Annotated in this window: 19 protein-coding genes; 1 reads left to right on the top strand and 18 read right to left on the bottom strand. The window is 68.8% G+C overall.

Going from position 1 to position 18685, the window contains the following annotated elements; all coding sequences use genetic code 11:
* Position 1 precedes the first annotated feature (1 nt).
* From lspA to FSY98_RS01850, 18 genes are all read right to left on the bottom strand, one after another.
* Complete coding sequence (gene lspA / locus FSY98_RS01765; protein ID WP_396652310.1) at positions 2 to 571, bottom strand: signal peptidase II; 570 nt, start codon at positions 569 to 571, stop codon at positions 2 to 4.
* Positions 572 to 667: 96 nt separating this feature from the next.
* Positions 668 to 1270, bottom strand: a complete 603-nt coding sequence (locus tag FSY98_RS01770; RefSeq protein ID WP_144873321.1) for a DivIVA domain-containing protein — start codon at positions 1268 to 1270, stop codon at positions 668 to 670.
* Between the two features lie 153 nt (positions 1271 to 1423).
* A complete protein-coding gene (locus FSY98_RS01775) occupies positions 1424 to 1720 on the bottom strand; it encodes a YggT family protein (RefSeq protein ID WP_144873324.1) in 297 nt (98 codons plus the stop codon).
* A gap of 3 nt (positions 1721 to 1723) precedes the next feature.
* A complete protein-coding gene (locus FSY98_RS01780; RefSeq protein ID WP_144873326.1) occupies positions 1724 to 2197 on the bottom strand; it encodes a cell division protein SepF in 474 nt (157 codons plus the stop codon).
* Positions 2198 to 2240: 43 nt separating this feature from the next.
* Entirely contained in the window at positions 2241 to 2921 is a 681-nt protein-coding gene (locus FSY98_RS01785; RefSeq protein ID WP_144873329.1) for a YggS family pyridoxal phosphate-dependent enzyme, read from the bottom strand.
* Entirely contained in the window at positions 2918 to 4075 is a 1158-nt protein-coding gene (gene ftsZ, locus FSY98_RS01790) for a cell division protein FtsZ (RefSeq protein WP_144873333.1), read from the bottom strand. The genes FSY98_RS01785 and ftsZ overlap by 4 nt, the downstream gene beginning before the upstream one ends.
* A gap of 177 nt (positions 4076 to 4252) precedes the next feature.
* A complete protein-coding gene (locus tag FSY98_RS01795; protein WP_144873336.1) occupies positions 4253 to 5164 on the bottom strand; it encodes an FtsQ-type POTRA domain-containing protein in 912 nt (303 codons plus the stop codon).
* A 3-nt stretch (positions 5165 to 5167) separates the two neighbouring features.
* On the bottom strand, positions 5168 to 6565 hold the full coding sequence (gene murC / locus FSY98_RS01800; protein WP_144873339.1) for a UDP-N-acetylmuramate--L-alanine ligase: 1398 nt from the start codon (positions 6563 to 6565) through the stop codon (positions 5168 to 5170).
* 53 nt (positions 6566 to 6618) lie between these two features.
* Complete coding sequence (locus tag FSY98_RS01805) at positions 6619 to 7695, bottom strand: glycosyltransferase (RefSeq protein ID WP_144873342.1); 1077 nt, start codon at positions 7693 to 7695, stop codon at positions 6619 to 6621.
* Positions 7692 to 8924 (bottom strand): putative lipid II flippase FtsW, encoded by a 1233-nt coding sequence (gene ftsW / locus FSY98_RS01810; protein ID WP_144873345.1) that lies wholly within the window; start codon positions 8922 to 8924, stop codon positions 7692 to 7694. The genes FSY98_RS01805 and ftsW overlap by 4 nt, the downstream gene beginning before the upstream one ends.
* Positions 8893 to 10431 carry a UDP-N-acetylmuramoyl-L-alanine--D-glutamate ligase gene (gene murD, locus FSY98_RS01815; RefSeq protein WP_144873348.1) on the bottom strand — a complete coding sequence of 513 codons (1539 nt, stop codon included), beginning with the start codon at positions 10429 to 10431 and terminating at the stop codon, positions 8893 to 8895. Before murD ends, ftsW begins: the two co-directional genes overlap by 32 nt.
* Complete coding sequence (mraY, locus tag FSY98_RS01820; RefSeq protein ID WP_144873351.1) at positions 10421 to 11533, bottom strand: phospho-N-acetylmuramoyl-pentapeptide-transferase; 1113 nt, start codon at positions 11531 to 11533, stop codon at positions 10421 to 10423. Before mraY ends, murD begins: the two co-directional genes overlap by 11 nt.
* Complete coding sequence (murF, locus tag FSY98_RS01825) at positions 11530 to 12942, bottom strand: UDP-N-acetylmuramoyl-tripeptide--D-alanyl-D-alanine ligase (protein ID WP_144873354.1); 1413 nt, start codon at positions 12940 to 12942, stop codon at positions 11530 to 11532. Before murF ends, mraY begins: the two co-directional genes overlap by 4 nt.
* 27 nt (positions 12943 to 12969) lie before the next feature.
* A complete protein-coding gene (locus FSY98_RS01830) occupies positions 12970 to 14757 on the bottom strand; it encodes a penicillin-binding protein 2 (RefSeq protein WP_144873357.1) in 1788 nt (595 codons plus the stop codon).
* Between the two features lie 28 nt (positions 14758 to 14785).
* Entirely contained in the window at positions 14786 to 15358 is a 573-nt protein-coding gene (locus FSY98_RS01835; RefSeq protein ID WP_144873360.1) for a hypothetical protein, read from the bottom strand.
* Positions 15355 to 16290: a 16S rRNA (cytosine(1402)-N(4))-methyltransferase RsmH gene (gene rsmH, locus FSY98_RS01840; protein WP_144873363.1), complete on the bottom strand. Its 936-nt coding sequence runs from the start codon at positions 16288 to 16290 to the stop codon at positions 15355 to 15357. The genes FSY98_RS01835 and rsmH overlap by 4 nt, the downstream gene beginning before the upstream one ends.
* A 115-nt stretch (positions 16291 to 16405) precedes the next feature.
* Positions 16406 to 16837: a division/cell wall cluster transcriptional repressor MraZ gene (gene mraZ, locus FSY98_RS01845; protein ID WP_144873366.1), complete on the bottom strand. Its 432-nt coding sequence runs from the start codon at positions 16835 to 16837 to the stop codon at positions 16406 to 16408.
* Between the two features lie 264 nt (positions 16838 to 17101).
* Entirely contained in the window at positions 17102 to 17476 is a 375-nt protein-coding gene (locus tag FSY98_RS01850; RefSeq protein ID WP_144873369.1) for a DUF3040 domain-containing protein, read from the bottom strand.
* Between the two features lie 97 nt (positions 17477 to 17573).
* Between FSY98_RS01850 and FSY98_RS01855 the strand changes: the two genes are divergently transcribed.
* Positions 17574 to 18662 (top strand): polyprenyl synthetase family protein, encoded by a 1089-nt coding sequence (locus FSY98_RS01855; RefSeq protein ID WP_260857214.1) that lies wholly within the window; start codon positions 17574 to 17576, stop codon positions 18660 to 18662.
* The last annotated feature ends 23 nt before the right edge of the window (positions 18663 to 18685 follow it).

An 18685-nucleotide genomic window follows, 5' to 3' on the forward strand; every position in this document is an offset into this window, starting at 1 on the left:
GTCAGCGCCCGTCGGCGGTCGTGCTGCCGGAGGACGGCTCGACCGGCTCGTCCGACGGCGCGGCGACGGCGGTCGCGCGATCGTGCTCGGCGGCGTCGGCGATGGCAGCCGCCTCGGCTTCCTCTTCCGTCTCGACGACCGCGTGGTCTCGTTCCCGCGACCCGTCGAAGCGCAGACCGAAGACGACGAGCAGCGCCACCGAGATCATGCCGGTGACGATGAAGATGTCGGCGACGTTGAAGATGGCAGGCATCATCCACGGCATGGAGATCATGTCGACCACGTGCCCCATGGGGAAGCCGGGGTCACGGAAGAGCCGATCGGTGAGGTTGCCGAGCACGCCGCCCAGCAGCGCGCCGAGAACCACGGCCCACAGACGGGACCGCAGGCCGAAGGCCTTCCACACGATCACACCGGCGACCACGGCGAGTGCGATCGTGAAGATCCAGGTGACATCCGAGCCCAGCGAGAAAGCGGCACCGGGGTTGCGGACGTAGTACAGCTGAAGGAACTCGCCCAGGACCGGAACCGGCTGCTGAAGGGGCAGGTTCTCCGTGGTGAGGTACTTCACAAACTGATCGGCGGCCAGCACGACCACTGCGAGAATCGCAACGATCGCGCCGGCCGCCGACCGACGAAGAGGACGGCGTCCTGGCAAGAGGACGACCTACAGTCCGATCGCGGAGACCGGGGTCGAGTCCGTCGACGCCGACTTCTCATCGAGGTCGCGGAGCTGACCCTCGATGTAGCCGCGGAGCTGCGAGCGGTAGTCGCGCTCGAAGTTGCGGAGCTCGGTGATGCGGGCTTCGAGCGTGTTGCGCTCGCGCTCGAGACGAGCGGACTCCTCGCGCTGCTTGGCCTCGGCCTCGGTGCGAATGCGGTTGACCTCGCCCTCCGCCTCGGCGATGAGCTGGTCGCGCTTGGCTTCACCCTCGGCGACGTGCTCGTCGTGGAGACGCTGAGCGAGCTCGATGATGCCCGCAGTCGCGGTCGCGGATCCCGACGGCGTCGGCTCGGCAGCAGGGGCCTCGGCGGCGGGGGTCTCAGCGGGCGCCGCAGCCTCGGCGGCAGGTGCAGGGGCGGCGGCCGGGGTGGCACCCGACTCGTACGCGGCCAGCTTGGCCTTGAGCTCGGCGTTCTCCTCGAGGGCCTTGCGCCACTCGATGACGATCTCGTCGAGGAAGTCGTCGACCTCGTCCGGGTCGAAGCCGTCCTTGAAGCGGACGTGCTGGAACTGCTTGGTGACGACGTCATCCGGGGTAAGTGCCATGGTGGCTCCTTCGATGAGTTCGGTTGCCAGTTTCGAGAATGGCGCGGTCGTGATGTGGCGCGAACCCGGGGCGCGCACCTGGGAGCCAAGCATAGTCCCCGAGCCTGTCCGTCGCGACGCCGCGACACCCGTACCCGATGAACTGCCGGGGTGTCAGCGGAAGATGCCCACGATGTTCATGAGGATCAGCACGATGAGGATCGTGAGGGAGAATCCGAAGTCCAGCGACAGCGATCCGATCCGCAACGGCGGGATGATCCGCCGGAAGAACCGGACGGGAGGATCGGTGATCGTGTAGACGACCTCAGCAGCCACGAGGCCCGCCCCCTTGGGGCGCCATTCGCGATTGAACATCGGGATGTAGTCGAGGATCAACCGCGCGAACAGGACGAGCAGATACAGCAGCAGCGCCGTGTGGACGATGCTCGCTACGACGGAGACGAGCCCCACGGGTTACGACTGGTCGAAGCCCGCGGACTCTGCGTCCGCGTGCGCGATGCCGCCGTGACCCGAGATGTTGATGTTCTCCGGCGAGAGGAGGAACACCTTCGAGGTCACGCGCTCGATGCGACCGTACAGCCCCAGGGAGAGGCCGGAGGCGAAGTCGATCAGACGGCGTGCGTCCGCGTCGCTCATCTGCGACAGGTTGATGATGACCGGCACACCCTCGCGGAAGCTCTCGGCGATGAGCTGCGCATCGCGGTACTGCTTGGGGTGCACGGTGAGGATCTCGTTCACGGCCCCTCCTGCGGGCTGTCGCACCGCGACGGGACGACGCAGTGGGGTGATCGGGGCGGGAGCCGGCTCTTCGCGCTCGCGGTCGCGCTCCCGGTGGGCACGGGCCGGAGCCTGCTGCTCCTCCTCGTAGACCTCTTCCTCGTCGGCGAGGCCGAGATACACCATGGTCTTCTTCAGCGGGTTACCCATCGTGTCCTCCGGATCGAACGTGTCGGGCGGGTCTGGTTAGAGGTTAACCCCGGTCGGGGCGGGGCCCTGTGATTGCCGAGCCGATCCGAAGGTGTGTCGCACCTGCGGAGATCGCCTCGACGAAATCGCCGGTCATTCCGGCGGAGATCCAGGACGCGGCGGGGTCCACCGTGCGCACGTCCTCGGAGATCGCATGCAGCCGCGCGAAGGCGGCCGCGGGTTCCTCGTCGAGCGGGGCGACCGCCATCACTCCGCGCAGCCGCAGGCTGGGCAGGGTGAGCACGTGCTCGGCCAGCGCGCGCGCCGCATCGGGCGCGATTCCTCCGCGGCCCGGATCATCGGTGAGGTTCACCTGGACGAGAACGTCCAGGATGCGGTCGCTCTCCGCGGCCCGGTGCAGAGCATCCGCAAGACGGTCGCGGTCGACGGAGTGCACGGCATCCGCGCTCCGCCTGATCGCCGAGGCCTTGTTCGTCTGCGCCTGACCGATGAAGTGCCATCGCACGTCGAGGTCGTCGAGCTCGGCCGTCTTCGCCGAGATTTCCTGCTGACGGTTCTCCCCCACGTCTGTGACGCCGAGGGCCGCCAGCTGCCGCACGAGCGATGCGGGATGGAACTTCGTGACCACGATCCGCAGGATGTCCCGCGGATCGCGCCCGGCTGAGCGCGCGGCGTCGGCGATCCGCTCATCGATCGCCGACAGCCGTGCGGCCAGGTCGGTCACTTCAGGAATTCGGGGATGTCGATGTCGTCGTCGGCGAAGGCCGGCTCGATGCTCGTCGCGGTCACCCGCTGGGGTGCCGACTCGGTCTTCTGCGACGACTCGGGCGCCGCAGGCGCGGGCTGCTCGTCGGCCGGAAGAGCGACCTCCGGCAGCGTGCTGGCCGCGGCGGGGCGCGTGACGACCATCGGGTCGAGGCGCAGTGAGGGCTCTCCGCCGTCGAATCCGGCCGCGATCACGGTGACGCGCACCTCGTCGCCGAGGGTGTCGTCGATGACGGTTCCGAAGATGATGTTCGCCTCCGGGTGCGCCGCCTCCTTGACGAGGTCGGCGGCGTCGTGGATCTCGAAGATACCGAGATTCGACCCACCCTGGATCGAGAGCAGCACGCCGTGCGCCCCCTCGATGCTCGCCTCGAGCAGCGGCGACTCGACCGCCAGCTCGGCCGCCTTGATCGCCCGATCGGCCCCGCGGGCGGATCCGATGCCCATGAGCGCGGAACCCGCGCCCTGCATGACGGACTTGACGTCGGCGAAGTCGAGGTTGATGAGGCCCGGGGTGGTGATGAGGTCGGTGATGCCCTGCACACCGGCGAGCAGAACCTGGTCGGCCGTGGCGAAGGCTTCGATCATCGAGATACCGCGATCGCTGATCTCGAGCAGACGATCGTTGGGCACCACGATGAGGGTGTCGACTTCTTCCTTGAGCTTCGACACGCCGGCTTCCGCCTGGCTCTGGCGTCGGCGCCCCTCGAAGGAGAACGGCTTCGTCACGACACCGATGGTGAGCGCGCCGATCGACTTCGCGATCCGGGCCACGACGGGTGCACCGCCGGTGCCGGTACCACCGCCCTCGCCCGCGGTGACGAAGACCATGTCGGCGCCGGTGAGGGCCTGCTCGATCTCTTCGGCGTGGTCCTCTGCGGCACGGCGGCCGACCTCGGGATCCGCGCCGGCACCGAGTCCGCGCGTGAGCTCGCGGCCCACGTCGAGCTTGACGTCGGCGTCGCTCATGAGGAGCGCCTGGGCGTCGGTGTTGACGGCGATGAACTCGACGCCGCGGAGGCCGAGTTCGATCATGCGGTTCACGGCGTTGACGCCGCCACCGCCGACGCCGACGACCTTGATCACGGCGAGGTAGTTCTGGTTCTGGCTCATGGCCGGCCTCCGAAATTCGAGCCTGTCTGATGGAGAGTCACTTCGCCGGACTGAACCTTAAACCTCAACTAGAGGTGTAAAGTATTTCCCGGTATCGGTTTCTCTTGTTCGAAGGTAAGCGCCGCACGAGCGCGCACTCGCAGCGACACGGGCGTGTCGTGTGTTTGCCGAGAGAAGTCAGCCGACGACGACCGCGTGGGGCGAGGTGACGTCGATCGACGTCGCCCCCGGTGCCGAGATCAGCGTCTTCGCGAGCACCTCGCTCTTCATGGGAGAGTTCTCGGAATCGCCCCAGACGATCCGCAACCCCGTGTCGAGCGTCAGGGTCACGTCATCAGGTGTCGTCGCCGAGACCCCCACGAGGGCGGCGCGCACGTCGGCGGGGACGGAGCGCACGACGAGACCGGCGGTCTCGAAGGCGGCGGAGTCGGTGCCGCCCGCGATGTCGAGGACAGGCTGCCCTGCGGGCTGGTCCGAGGTCGTCGACAGCGCGACCCCCGCGGCATCCACCAGAGTGTAGCCCGCATCCGAGCGGATGACCCCGACCGGAGTGCGTTCGACGATGCGCACCGTGAGGTCGTGCGGCGGGTTGGCCTCGAGGGCATAGGTCTCGATCAGCGGAAACGCCAGCAGGGAGGCCTTCACCTCGCTCGAGTCCACGAGAGCCAGCGGCGTGCCCAGCTGGTCCGCCAGGGCGGTCTCGACCGAGGCTGCGTCGAGAGTCGTCGCACCGACGACGGTGATCTTCTCGACCGCGAACAACGGACTGTACGCCGCGGCGACGCTTCCGCCCACGAGGAGCACCGCCGCTCCGATCGCGCTCAGCCAGACGATCCTGCGGCGACGTGACCGCTGGGTGAATCGCCGGATCTCCGCCCGCAGCGCCTTGCGCCGCGCTCGCGCGGCGCGCCACACGTCGCGAGCCGACATCTCGCGGTCCGCGTCGCCGACGGCATCCACCACGGGCGATCCGGTCGCCGCGCTCGACTTCTCTCTGCCTCCACCGTCGCCCGGATCACGGCGACGCCGCGCGGGGGTGTCCTCCGCGGACTCGCCGGCGGGCGTCGGGAGCGGGGGCGGACGGCGCATGCCCTACTCCCCGGTGGTCCGCAGAGACTCGAGCACCTGCGGGATGATCTGGTACACGTTGCCGCACCCGAGGGTGACCACGTAATCGCCCTCACGAGCGACGGATGCCGTGTAGTCGGCCGCCTGCTGCCAATCGGCCACGAAGTGCACATGGGACGGGTCGCGGAACGCTCCGCTCACCAGCTCACCCGTGACCCCGGGAACCGGATCCTCGCGGGCGCCGTACACATCGAGCATCACCGTGTGGTCGGCGTAGGTCTCGAGCACGTCGGCGAACTCGCGGTACATGTGCTGAGTCCGCGAGTAGGTGTGGGGCTGCTGGATCGCGATGATCCGACCGCCGCCCGAGATCGAGCGCATCGCCTCGAGCGCCGCTCGTACCTCGGTGGGGTGATGCGAGTAGTCGTCGAACACCGCGACCCCGCGCTCGACCCCGTGCTTCTCCAGACGTCGGACCGTGCCTGCGAAACCCTCGACCGCTCGTGCGGATTCCTCGAGGCCGAAGCCCAGCGAGCGCAGCACGGCGACGGCACCGGCGGCGTTCACCGCGTTGTGCACGCCCGGTACGGCCAGCTGCAGCCGCACGCTGTCCGAGCCGTGCGTGAGCGTGGCGGCCACCGGGCCCTCGGCGACGATGTCGGTGATGCGGAGGTCGGCGTCGTCCGACTGGCCGAAGCTGATCACGTTCGGGTGCGACAGACCGGCTCCCACACGCAGGGCGCCCGCGTCGTCGCTGGAGATGACGACGGCTTCCGTCGCGGCGTCGGCGAAGCGCACGAACGCGTCGTGGAAGGCCTCGTCCGAGCCGTAGTGGTCGAGGTGGTCCGGGTCGACGTTCGTGATCAGGGCGATCGCCGTGTCGTAGAGCAGGAAGGTGCCGTCCGACTCGTCGGCCTCGATCACGAAGAGCTCGCCCGATCCCGTCGCGCTGGAGACGCCGAGCTGCTCGATCACGCCGCCGTTCACGAAGTGGGGGTCGGCACCGAGCGCCTGCAGAGCCGTCACGATCATGCCCGTCGACGTGGTCTTGCCGTGCGCGCCTGCGACCGACACGAGACGACGCGACCCGATGAGCCAATGCAGCGCCTGCGAACGGTGGATGACGTGCAGACCGCGCTCCTTGGCGGTGACGAACTCGGGGTTCTCCGGCCAGATCGCACCGGTGTGCACGACGGTGTCGGCGTCGCCCAGATGTGCGGCGTCGTGCCCGACGTGGACGGTCGCGCCGGCGGCGGCCAGGGCGCGGAGGTTGTCGCTGTCGGCCCGGTCGCTGCCCGAGACTCGGATGCCCGCGTCGAGGAACATGCGCGCGAGGCCGCTCATGCCGGAGCCGCCGATGCCGATGAAGTGCGCGGAGGAGATCGTCTCGGGGATCGGGAGGGAGAGGTCAGGTCTGATCATGTCTGGTTCAGTCTACTTTTTGGGTCGGACGGAACGGCGCAGCGCGACGCCGGTCACACGGAGGCGAGCGCGCGATCGACGAGGGCGATGACGTTCTCGGTGCCGCTGCGGGTGCCGACCTTCGACGCGGCGTCCGACATCGCCGCCAGTCGCTCGGGGTCGCCGAGCAGCGGAACCACGAGGCGGCGCACCGCGTCACCGTCGAAAGTGGCGTCGTCGAGGAGTCGTGCGGCCCCGGCGGCGACCGCTGTGGCGGCGTTGAGGCGCTGCTCGCCGTTGCCGACCGAGTAGGGCACGTACAGCGCCGGGATGCCGAGGGCGCTGACCTCGCTGACCGTCGCCGCGCCGGAGCGCGACACGATGAGATCGGCCAGCGCGAAGGCGAGGTCCATGCGGTCGACGTACCGCACGAGCGCGTAACCGGGAACGCCCGGGTCCGACAGGTCGCTGCGCTCCCCCGTGACGTGCAGCAGCTGCCACCCCGCGGCGAGCACGTCACCCCAGGAGTCGGCCAGTGCCTCGTTGAGACGCTGGGCTCCGAGCGATCCGCCGAAGACGAGGAGCACCGGTCGAGATGCGTCCAGGCCGAAGTGCTGGGCGGCCTCGTCACGGGCAGCGGCGCGGTCGAGCTCGATGACCTCACGGCGCAGGGGCATGCCGACCACCTCTCCCCCGCGCAGCGGCGTTCCGGCGAAGGCCAGACCGGTGGCGGCGGCCCTGCGAGCGCCGAGGACGTTCGCGAGACCCGGACGCGCGTTCGCCTCGTGCACGACGAACGGCACTCCCTCCCGGCGCGCAGCGACGTAGGCCGGGGCCGACGCGTAGCCGCCGAAGCCCACCACCACGTCCACGTCGTGCGCCCTGATGTGGTCACGCACCTGCGCCACGGCCCGCCGGAACCGCAGCGGGAACCGGGCGGCCTGCGCATCCGGTCGTCGGGGAAAGGGCACCTTGTCGACGATGAGCAGCTCGTATCCGCGCGCCGGTACCAGACGGGACTCCAGCCCCTCGGCCGTGCCGAGAACCAGGACTGCGGATTCGGCGTCGCGGGAGCGCAGTCCGTCGGCGACGGCGAGCAGGGGGTTGACGTGACCGGCGGTGCCACCGCCGGCGAGCAGGTACGTGGTCACCGTGCGACCCTACCCCGCCCCGTCGAGGGCGACCGCTCAGTCGACCGGGCCTCGGCGGCGGGGATGGTCCTGGCGAAGGCCAACAGCACGCCGCAGGCGATGAGCACGGCGAGCAGAGCCGTACCGCCCTGCGACATGAAGGGCAGCGGCACCCCCATGACCGGGAACACGCCGATGACGACGCCGATGTTCAACACGGCCTGTCCGGTGATCCACACCGTGACGCCGCCTGCGGCGATGCGGATGAACTGGTCCGAGGTCTTCCGGATGATATGGAAGGCGCCGACCGTGAACAGCGTGAACAGCGCGAGAACCACCACGCAGCCGATCAGCCCGAGTTCCTCGCCCACGATCGCGAAGATGAAGTCGTTGCCCGCCGCGGGCAGCCATCCGTACTTCTCCTGGGAGTTGCCGAGCCCGACTCCGAAGACCCCGCCCGACGCCATGCCCCAGATGCCGTGGATCGACTGATAGCAGTCGCCCGTGTACGCGGACATGTCGGTGCACGTCGCGGTGATGCGGCGCATCCGGTCGGGACTGGTCACGGCCAGCGCGATCACAGAAGCGACGCCGAGCAGCACCGGGAGGATGAACAATCGCAGCTTCACGCCGGAGAAGAAGAGGCAGCCGAGCAGCACCAGCACGAGGACCATGGCCGTACCCAGGTCTTTACCCGCGAGCACTGTGCCGATCGCGAGGGCGCCCACCGGCACGACGGGGATGAACACCTGGTGCCACGTGCCGAGCATGGTGTGCTTGCGCATCAGCACGTAGCCGATCCAGAGGGCGAGCGCGAGCTTGAGGAACTCCGAGGGCTGCAGGGTGAACCCGGCGATCTTGATCCAGTTCCGGTTTCCCCCGTCCTCGATACCGAGGGGCGTGAAGACCAGCAACTGCAGCGCGACCGCTCCGAAGAGGGCGGGCCACGCCATGCGCTTGAGGAAGCGGATCGGGACCCGTGAGATCAGGAACATCAACGGGATGCCCAGCACGGCGAACACGCCCTGGCGCAGCGCGCCGTCCATGGGGTTCTCGCCCCGCGAGACGGCGGTCGCGCTGGTGGCGGACAGCACCATGACGAGGCCGAAGATCGTCAGCAGCAGTGCCGCCGACGCGATCATCAGGAACTCGGTCGAGAGCGGTGTGAACCGGCGGCCGAGCGAGACACGAGCGGCGAGTCCGCGGGGAGGATCGGGCTCAGAGCGCGGGGGGCGTGCGACCTGTGTCATCGGCGCTCCCCCGGTCGATCCATTCCTGCACCGCTTCGGCGAAGCGGCGGCCACGATCCGCATAGCTGGTGAACTGATCGAAGGATGCCGCGGCGGGAGCCAGGAGTACCGTTCCCTCGCCGTCGACGATCCCCGCTGCGATCTCCACGACGCGGTTCATGACCTCACCAGTCTCGCCAGCATCCACCTCGAACACCGGCACCGCGGGCGCGTGTCGCTGGAATGCCGTCACGACCTCCGCACGCTCCACGCCGATGACGACGGCGGCACGGGCGGTCGCCCCCGCTGTCGCGACGAGCTCGGTGATGTCGACGCCCTTGAGATCTCCACCGACGACCCACACGGCACCGGGATACGCACGCAGCGACGAGGCTGCGGCGTGCGGGTTGGTCGCCTTCGAATCATCGACCCAGGTGACGCCGCCGTGGCGCGCCACGACCTGGATGCGATGCGCGTCGAGGCGGAAACCCTGGAGCGCCTGGTGGATCGCCTCGGGGGCGACCTCGAGCGAGCGCGCCAACGCACTGGCCGCGAGCACGTTCTGCACGATGTGCGGCGCCGCGAGCCCCGCGCCCTCGAGATCGGCGACCGTCGTCAGCTCGAGCGCGCTCCGGGCGCGGTCGTCGAGGAAGGCGCGGTCGACGACGAGCCCCTCGACGACCCCCAGATCGCTGGGACCGGGGATGCCGAGGTCGAAGCCGATCGCGCGCGCTCCGTCGACGACCTCCGCGTCCTCCACCATCAGCCGGGTGGCCTCATCGCCCTTGTTGTAGACGCAGGCGACGCGGGTGTTGCGATAGACGAGCGCCTTCGCGTCGCGGTACGCGCGAGCACTGCCGTGCCACACGAGATGGTCGTCGGCGAGATTGAGGCAGACGGACGAGTACGGATACAGCTGGCCCTCGGGGGCGGCGAGTCCCAGATACCAGAGCTGGTGGCTCGAGAGCTCGACCACCAGCACGTCGAACCCCGACGGATCCCGCACGGCGTCGAGCACCGGCACGCCGATGTTGCCGCACGGCGCTGCGCGGAGTCCCCCACCGGTGAGCAGGGTGGCCGTGAGCTGGGTCGTGGTGGTCTTGCCGTTCGTGCCGGTGATGAGCACCCAGTCGGCAGGGGTGCCGTCGGCGCGGACGACCTTGTCGCGCACACGCCAGGCGAGTTCGACGTCGCCCCACAGGGCGATGCCCGACTGCTGGACCCAGCGGATGACGGGGTGCGACGGCGCGAACCCCGGCGACGCGATCACCACCTCGGCGTCGAAGTCGACGAGCGCCTGCGGAACCTCGCCCAACGACCCGAGCTCGAGTCTGGCACCGACCACGGGGACGAGCTTCGCGTACTCCTCGTCGGCCGATTCGCTGAGCACGAGCACCTCAGCGCCGAGCTCGGTGAGCGTGTCGGCGACCGAGAACCCGGTCATCGACAGGCCGAGCACCGCGACGCGGAGCCCCGACCAGTCGGCGTTCCAGCTGGTGAGCGAGGCGAGACGGGACTCAGTCGACACGGGTCAGCCACTCGACGTAGAAGAGCCCGACAGCGGAGACCGCGAGCAGTCCGGCGATGATCCACATCCGCACCACGATCGTGACCTCCGACCAGCCGCGCATCTCGAGATGGTGATGGAAGGGACTCATGAGGAAGAGCCGCTTGCCTCGCGTGACCTTGAAATACGCGCGCTGCAGGATCACGGAGCCGGAGGCCAGCACGAACACGCCGGCGATCACGAAGAGCAGGAGCTCGGTGCGGGTGAGGATCGCCATCGCGGTGATGACGCCACCGATGGCCATCGAACCGACGTCGCCCATGAAGACCTTCGCCTTGGGCGCGTTCCACCACAGGAAGCCGATGAGGCTGGCAGCGAACGAGGCGGCGACGATGGCCAGGCTGAAGGGATCGCGTACCTCGTAGCATCCGCCGAGTGCCGCCTTCTCGACGCCTTCTCCGACGCACGACTGCTTGAACTGCCAGAAGGCGATCAGGCTGTATGCGCCGACCACGATGACGCCCGCGCCGGCGGCGAGGCCGTCGAGCCCGTCCGTGAGGTTCACGCTGTTGGAAGTGGCCACGCCGATCACCGAGATCCACAGCAGGTAGAGGATCCAGCCCACGACGATCGTGAACGCGAACAGGTTCAGCCACGGGATGTCGCGGAACAGCGAGATCGATCCGGATGCCGGAGTCTGGTCGAACTTGTTCGGGAAGTTGAGCGCGACGATGCCGAACGGGATCATCACGATCAGCTGGCCGATGATCTTGCGCCATCCGGAGAGCCCGAGGCTGCGCTGGCTGCGCACCTTCATGTAGTCGTCGATGAATCCGACCGCACCGAAGCCCACCATGAGCCAGATCACGAGGATCGCCGACAGCGCGGGCGTGCCGCCACCGACGAACACGCCGGTGAAGTACCCCACCATCGTGCCGACGATGAAGATGACGCCGCCCATGGTGGGGGTGCCGCGCTTGGCCTCGTGACTCGGATTCTCGATCGCCTCGGGGGTGCGGATGACCTGACCCCATCCCCACTTGCGGAAGAGCCGGAGGAAGACGGGAGTCAGGAAGAGTGTGAAGGCGAGCGAGATGGCCGCCGCCATGATGAGTGACCTCACGAGAACAATTCTCCCAGACGATCGCCGAGGTGCCGGAGGCCCACCGAATTCGAGGACTTCACGAGAACCCGGTCGCCGTCGCGCAGCTCATCGCGCAGGTACTCGAAAGCGGCGTCGTGATCGGCGAAGAAGACGGCCTCGCTGTCCCACGAGCCCTCGCCGATCGCCGAGATGTAGAGGCGACGCGCTTCGGGCCCCACCACGACGATGCGCTGGATGTTCAGCCGAACCGCGAGCAGACCGATGCGGTCATGCTCCTCCCCTGCGGTCTCGCCCAGCTCGCTCATGGCGCCGAGAACGGCCACCGTGCGCTCGTCGGGCCCCGTGATCTGCGCGAGCGTGCGCAGCGCCGCCGCCATCGAGTCCGGGCTCGCGTTGTAGGCGTCGTTGATGATGCGGACCCGGTCGTTGCCGAGGGGCTGCATGCGCCAGCGCTCGGCGATCTCCACCGTCTCGAGTCGGGCGACCGCGTCGGCCGTCTGCACCCCGAGCACTCCGGCGGCGGCGATGGCGGCGAGGGCGTTGTTGATGTGATGCGCTCCGAGCACGCGGAGGTGCAGCGACACGCGCGCGCCGGCCGCCTCGATCACGCAGGAGGTGCCGGATGCCGTCACCTCGAGGTTCTCCGCGCGGACCTGGGCCCCCGCGGTCTGGCCGAATCCAATGACGTTCATCCCCCGCGAGTCCGCGAGCTCGCCCATCGCCGCGACCCGCGGGTCGTCGACGTTCAGGACCGCCGTCCCGGTGGGCGTCGCCGCCGCCACGAGTTCGGACTTGGCCCTGGCGGTGGCTTCGATCCCCCCGAAACCGCCGGCGTGCGCCATGCCGACCATGAGCACGACCGCGATGTCCGGCTCCACGAGTCCGGCGAGGCGCGCGATGCTGCCGGGGGCGTCCGCTCCGAACTCGCTCACGAGGAAGCGTGTGTCGTAGGTGACGCGCAGCATGGTGACCGGAGCGCCGACTTCGTTGTTGTACGAGGCGATCGGAGCGACGGTCTCGCCCTCGTCGGAGAGGATCCGCGCGAGGAAGTTCTTCGTCGTCGTCTTGCCGTTCGAGCCGGTGATGCCGACGATTTTGAGCGATCCGGCCGCGCGCACGCGAGCGACGACCTCGCGTGCCAGGTCGGCCAGGGCCCGCACGGCGTCCGGCACGACGATCTGCGTGATCTCCTCGTCGACCGGACGCTCCACGATCGCGAGGGCCGCTCCGGCACTGCGGGCGGATCCGACGAAGTTGTGGCCGTCGGTCGCCGCACCGGGCTTCGCGACGAAGATCGTCCCCTGACCCATGTTCCGCGAATCGGTGTCGACGACCCCGTCGACGACGGTCTCGGCCGTGGCGTCTCCGACGAGCCGCAGATCACCCCCGAGGACGGCGGCGATCTCAGCAAGCGACAGGGCGATCATGACAACTCCAGGCGCACGGCGCGCCGATCATTCGAACTTGGGAAGCAGTGCGTCCATCGGGGTGGAGGACGGCATCACGCGGTACGTCTTCATGGTCTGGGTCATCGCCTTCTGGAAGGCCGACGCCGTCGCCGCGGATGATGTAACTCTAGTCGGCTCGTCGAGAGTGACCACGACGACGTACTGCGGGTCGTCGACGGGCGCGAAGCCCACCATGCTCGTGTAGTAGACGCCCTGCTTGTAGCCGCCGTTGCCGTCCGGAATCTGCGCGGTACCGGTCTTGCTGGTCACGCGGTACCCGGGAACCTGGATGCGTTCGGCGTTGCCGCCCTGCACGGCGACGTTCTCCAGCATCCGGGTGAGGTCGGCCGCCGTCTGCGGCTGGATGATCTGCTCATGACTCGGGGCGTCGGGAGTGACGACGCTGCCGTCGGGCGCCGTGCACGACTCGATGAGCGACAGCCCGATCTTCTCTCCGCCGTTCGCGATCGCCTGGTAAGCGCCCGCGAGCTGCGGGGCGGTGACGGTGAAGTACTGGCCGAACGTCGTCGTGTAGAGAGACTGGTTGTCCCACTGGTCGGTCGGGTGCAGGAGACCCGACGCCTCGTCGGGGAAGCCGACCGTGGTCTCGCCGACGCCGAAGCGCTCGAGGTAGTCGTGGCGCACGTCCGGGCTCACCATGGTGCCGAACTTCGACAGGGCCACGTTGGACGAGTCGATGAGCGCGCCGGCGAGCGTGTACTGGAAGGTCGGGTGCACGAACGCGTCGTTGATGACGGCACCGTTCGGGAACTTCTCCTTCGAGGATGCCGACACCGTCGGACTCGTCATCGTGACGCCGCCGTTCTCCATGACCGCTGCGGCCGTGACCGCCTTGAAGGTCGATCCCGGCTCGAACGGGTAGGTGAAGAGCTTGCTCCCCCAGGTGTCGGAGCTCGAGGCGTTCAGGTCGTTGGGGTCCATGGTCGGCCACTCGGCCGCCGCGCGGATTTTGCCGGTGGACGTCTCGACCACCATGACCGTGCCGCCCTTCGCACCCTGCGCCTGGGCCTCTTCGGCGATCATCTGCTGCATGTACCACTGCAGGTCGCTGTTGATCGTCAGCTGCACCGCACCGCCGTCGACGGCATCCGTGCGGCTCTCGCTCCCGGGGATGATGACACCGTCCTTGCCCGTCCGGTAGCTCTCCTCGCCGTTCGTCGGTGCGAGGCACCGGTCGTCCATCTTCTCGATGCCGGCCTGCGCCTCGCCGGTGCCGTTCAGGAACCCCACGATGTTGCCGGCGACCGCGCCGTTCGGGTAGACCCGGGTCTCGCGCTGCTCGAAGTGCAGGTACTTCACCCCGTCGGCCTTCAGCTCCTTGAGCTGGATGTACTGCTCCGCATTGAGTCCGGTCTTCACCTGGTACCACTGCGACTCGGGATTCGCCGCGTGCTGCTCTTCGACTCCGGTGCGCAGCGCCTCAGCATCCACGCCGGTGATCTCGGCGATGCGCTGGGCGGCCTCAGCCCACGGGATCTCGGGCGGGTTCTTCTCGTCGGTCTCGAGCAGGTTCATGACCTTCGGGTCGACGTTGGCGTCGTAGACCGCCACGCTCTCGGCCAGCACGCTGCCGTTCGAGTCGACGATCGAGCCGCGGTCGCCGTAGATCGGGGTGCCGTGCGCGATGAACTCCAGCGACTGCGACACGTGCTCATCGGCCCGGACGATCTGGATGTCCACGAGGCGCACGACGAACGTCGCCAGGATGGTCAGGATCACGGCCAACGCGACGACGGTGCGTCGACGCGGCGTCCGGGTGGCTCGTGTGGTCATGCACTCTCTCCGTCGGATCGGTGTCGGTTCAGCGCGTAGTGGGGCTGGGGAGGCCGTCGGTGATCGCCGGCGGGAGCTCCTGCTGCGGCTGTCCGGCCGCAGGGTCCGCCGCGTCATCCGCAGTGGTCTCGGCGATCGGTGCCTGCAGCAACGCGTTCCCCACCGCTCCGGCTCCGTTGGGGTCGATCGTCGACGTGCCGCCTGCGCCGGTTCCCTGCCCGAAGACGGCCCCGTCGCTCAGGCGCAGGTATGAAGGGGTGCCGGCGACGACCATGCCCAGCGATGCCGCGCCCGCCGCGAGTGCCTGCGGCGAGCTGAGGCCGGTGAGGTCCTCCTGCAGCGCATCGGTGCGGAGGTCGAGGTCGTGCTGCTGCGAGCTGAGGCTCGCGAGGAGGAACGAGTCCTGGGTGATCGCGAGGGAGAGTCCGATCTGGGCTGCGCCGATCGCCATCGCCCCGGCGAGTGCGACGAGGGCGTAGGCGAGCTTCGGCTTGCGGCGCCGTGGTGTGCTCGTGACCGGCTGGAGCTGTCTGCGTGGCGATCGTGCCGGCGCGTCGTGCTCGGTGCTCCGCGTCGTGCGGGCTGCTGCGGTGAGACTCATGCGTCACGCACCTTCTCCGCCGCCCGAAGGCGCACGGGGATCGCGCGGGGGTTGCGGGCCCGCTCGTCGTCATCGGCCAATTCGGCTCCGCGCGTGATGGTGCGGAACCGGGGGGCGTGCTCGGGCAGCTCCACCGGGAGGCCCTTCGGCGCGGTGGAGGCAGCGCCGGCCGCGAAGGCCTGCTTCACGAGCCGGTCCTCGAGGGACTGGTAGGACATCACGACGATCCGACCGCCCACCGTCAGCGCATCCATCGCCGACGGGATGGCGTCGGCGAGCACGCTGAGCTCGGTGTTGACCTCGATGCGCAGCGCCTGGAACACCCGTTTCGCCGGGTGCCCGGCCCGCTGCGCAGCGGCGGGGGTCGCTGCGATGAGGATCTCGACGAGCTCTCCCGACCGGGTGATCGGCTTCTGCTGACGCGCGTCGATGATGAACCGGGCGTAGCGCCCGGCGAGCTTCTCTTCTCCGTACCGCTCGAAGATGCGGCGAAGGTTGCCCTCGCTGTAGGTGGCGATGACCTCAGCGGCCGTCACCCCCTTGGTCTGATCCATGCGCATGTCGAGCGGGGCATCCTTCGAGTACGCGAATCCGCGGTCGGCCTCGTCGAGCTGCAGCGACGAGACGCCGAGGTCGAAGAGGATGCCGGACGCCCCCTGCGCGTGGAGTCCGATCTCGTCGTAGACGGTGTGGACGAGAGTGACGCGGTCTCGGAAGCGCGCGAGGCGCTCCCCGGCGATCCGCAGCGCGTCCGTGTCGCGGTCGAGCCCGACGAGCCGGGTGTTCGGGAAGCGCTCGAGCAGCGCCTCCGAGTGGCCGCCCATGCCGAGAGTGGCATCGACGAGCATCGCGCCGTCGGCCTGGAGGGCGGGGCCGAGCAGCTCGATGCAGCGCTCGAGGAGGACCGGGGTGTGGATGTCGCGGAGGTTCATGATCTTTCTCGGGTGACCTCTGTATCGGTGACCAGGGCTCTGATCCCCCTCCGCTTCTCGACCCGGCACCGGGGAAGTGTGTCGGGGCGGGAGCGGCGGGGCATCACAGCCGTGGTCAGAACAGTCCCGGAATCACCTCCTGCTCCAGGTCGGCATAGGACTCCTCGCCGGCGGCGAGGTAGGCGTTCCAGCTCTCCGCGTCCCAGATCTCGGCGTGGGCGCCGACACCGGTGACGATGAGCTCCTTCTGGAGGCCTGCGTACTGACGCAGGTGCACGGGGATGGTGATGCGGCTCTGGCTGTCGGGCATCTCCGCACTGGCACCGGAGAGGAACAGGCGCATGAAGTCGCGCGCCTGCTTGTTGGCGAGAGGCGCCTGACGGATCCGCTCGTGCATCGCCTCGAACTCGGCCGTGCTGAACACGTAGAGGCAGCGTTCCTGACCGCGTGTGACGACGATGCCGCCACCGAGGTCTTCGCGGAACTTCGCGGGGAGGATGACCCGCCCTTTGTCGTCCAGCTTCGGAGAGTGCGTACCCAGCAGCATCGGCCATCACCCCCTCTTCGTCCGGCCAACTTCGAGGTAACCCCACTTTACTCCACTTTCCTCCACAAACCTACGGTCAATTGCCATCAAACATCGTCAAGGCGCACTCGATTGCTCATCGCGCGGCCGATTCGCCCGTAACGACGGGGAGGAGCGGAGGTGGAGCGGGGTGGAGGAGAAGTGGAGGAACTTCCCACGATCGACCCCGGAAACGCCGAAGGCCCGGATGCTCAGAGCATCCGGGCCTTCGTGAAGAAGAGGCGGTCAGCGGCCGTCTTGGCGGCGGTCCCAACGATCGTTCATGCGATCCATGAAGGAGGCGGAGCCGCGCTGCGGCTTCGGCTCGCGCTGCGGCGGCGTCGTCGAGGCGCTGCGACGCACGGGGGTCACCGCGAGCATCACTCCGCCGAGCATCGCGGCGAAGCCGACGACTCCGACGACCACTCCCCAGACGTCGCCGAGGATGACGCCGACGATCAACCCGCCGACACCGGCGAGGAGCAGAAGCGCTCCGTACACGAGATTGCGATAGCTGAGTGCTCGGTCGCCTGATGGCGCACTCACGACATCGGCGTCGTTGTGGAGGAGATGGCGCTCCATCTCATCGAGCAGACGCTGCTCCTGTTCGGAGAGTGGCATTTCGTCCCCCTCGGGTATGGTCTCCTCATTCTACGCGCGGTATGAGGTCGTGGGCTAGTGATGAGAGGCTCCGTTCGCTTTACGTATGCTGGGAGTCGTGCCGACTTCCTCCCCCGTGCCCGAAGCGGTCGCAGCCCGCCTGCAGCTCTTCCTCGATCGGATGCGCGCAGAGGCGACGGCATACGGACCGGATGCCGCGGCCCTCGTCGAATCGGGAGCCGACACGCTCGTCGGCGGCAAGCGTCTGCGTGCGCGGTTCTGCCACGCCGGATGGCGCGCAGTCGCCCATCACCGCGATCGTGGTGCCGCGGAGGCCGAGCCGCTGTGGGACATCTGCGCAGCGCTGGAGATCTTCCAGTCGGCCGCCCTCGTGCACGACGACATCATCGACAACTCCGACACCCGACGCGGACGGCCCGCCGCACACCGTGCCCTCGAGGCGTCGCACCGCGACGCCGGATGGACCGGTGACGCCGCCGCGTTCGGTCGTTCGTCTGCGATCCTGCTCGGCGACCTGCTGGTCGCCTGGAGCGACGACCTGCTCGAGGAGGCGGTCGCCGCGCTCCCGCACGCGGCGAGCGTCCGCCGAGAATACGCTCGCATGCGCCGCGACGTCACGGTGGGCCAGTTCCTCGACATCGCGGAGGAGTCGGCCTGGAGCGTCAATGCGACCGAGTCGCATGTCGAGCGAGCGCTGCGCGTCGTGTCCCTGAAGTCCGCGCGGTACAGCATCGAGCAGCCGCTGGTGCTCGGCGCTGCGATGGCGGAGGCGGACGAGGAGCAGCTGCGCGCCCTCCGCCGTTTCGGCCACCCCGTCGGCATGGCGTTCCAGCTCCGCGACGACGTCCTCGGCGTCTTCGGAGATGCCGCGGTCACGGGGAAGCCCGCGGGCGACGACCTCCGCGAAGGGAAGCGCACGGTGCTCGTCGCTCTGACTCGCGAGAAGCTTGACTCCCCCGCCCGCAACCTGTTCGACGAGATGCTCGGAGACCCGGAGCTCACGCCTGAGCAGATCGCCTTCTTGCAGGCCACCATCTCAGGATCAGGCGCACTCGACCGCGTGGAGTCGATGATCGCCGACTACGCGAGGGAGGCCGACCGGGCGCTCTCGGGCGCGGGGCTCGACAATGCGGCGGTCGGCGATCTGCGCGACCTCGCCCGCGCGGCGACCGTTCGCGCGTCCTGACGTCGCGCGAGGGCGACGCCCCT

Source organism: Microbacterium sp. 1.5R (assembly GCF_007667425.1).
Lineage (GTDB): Bacteria > Actinomycetota > Actinomycetes > Actinomycetales > Microbacteriaceae > Microbacterium.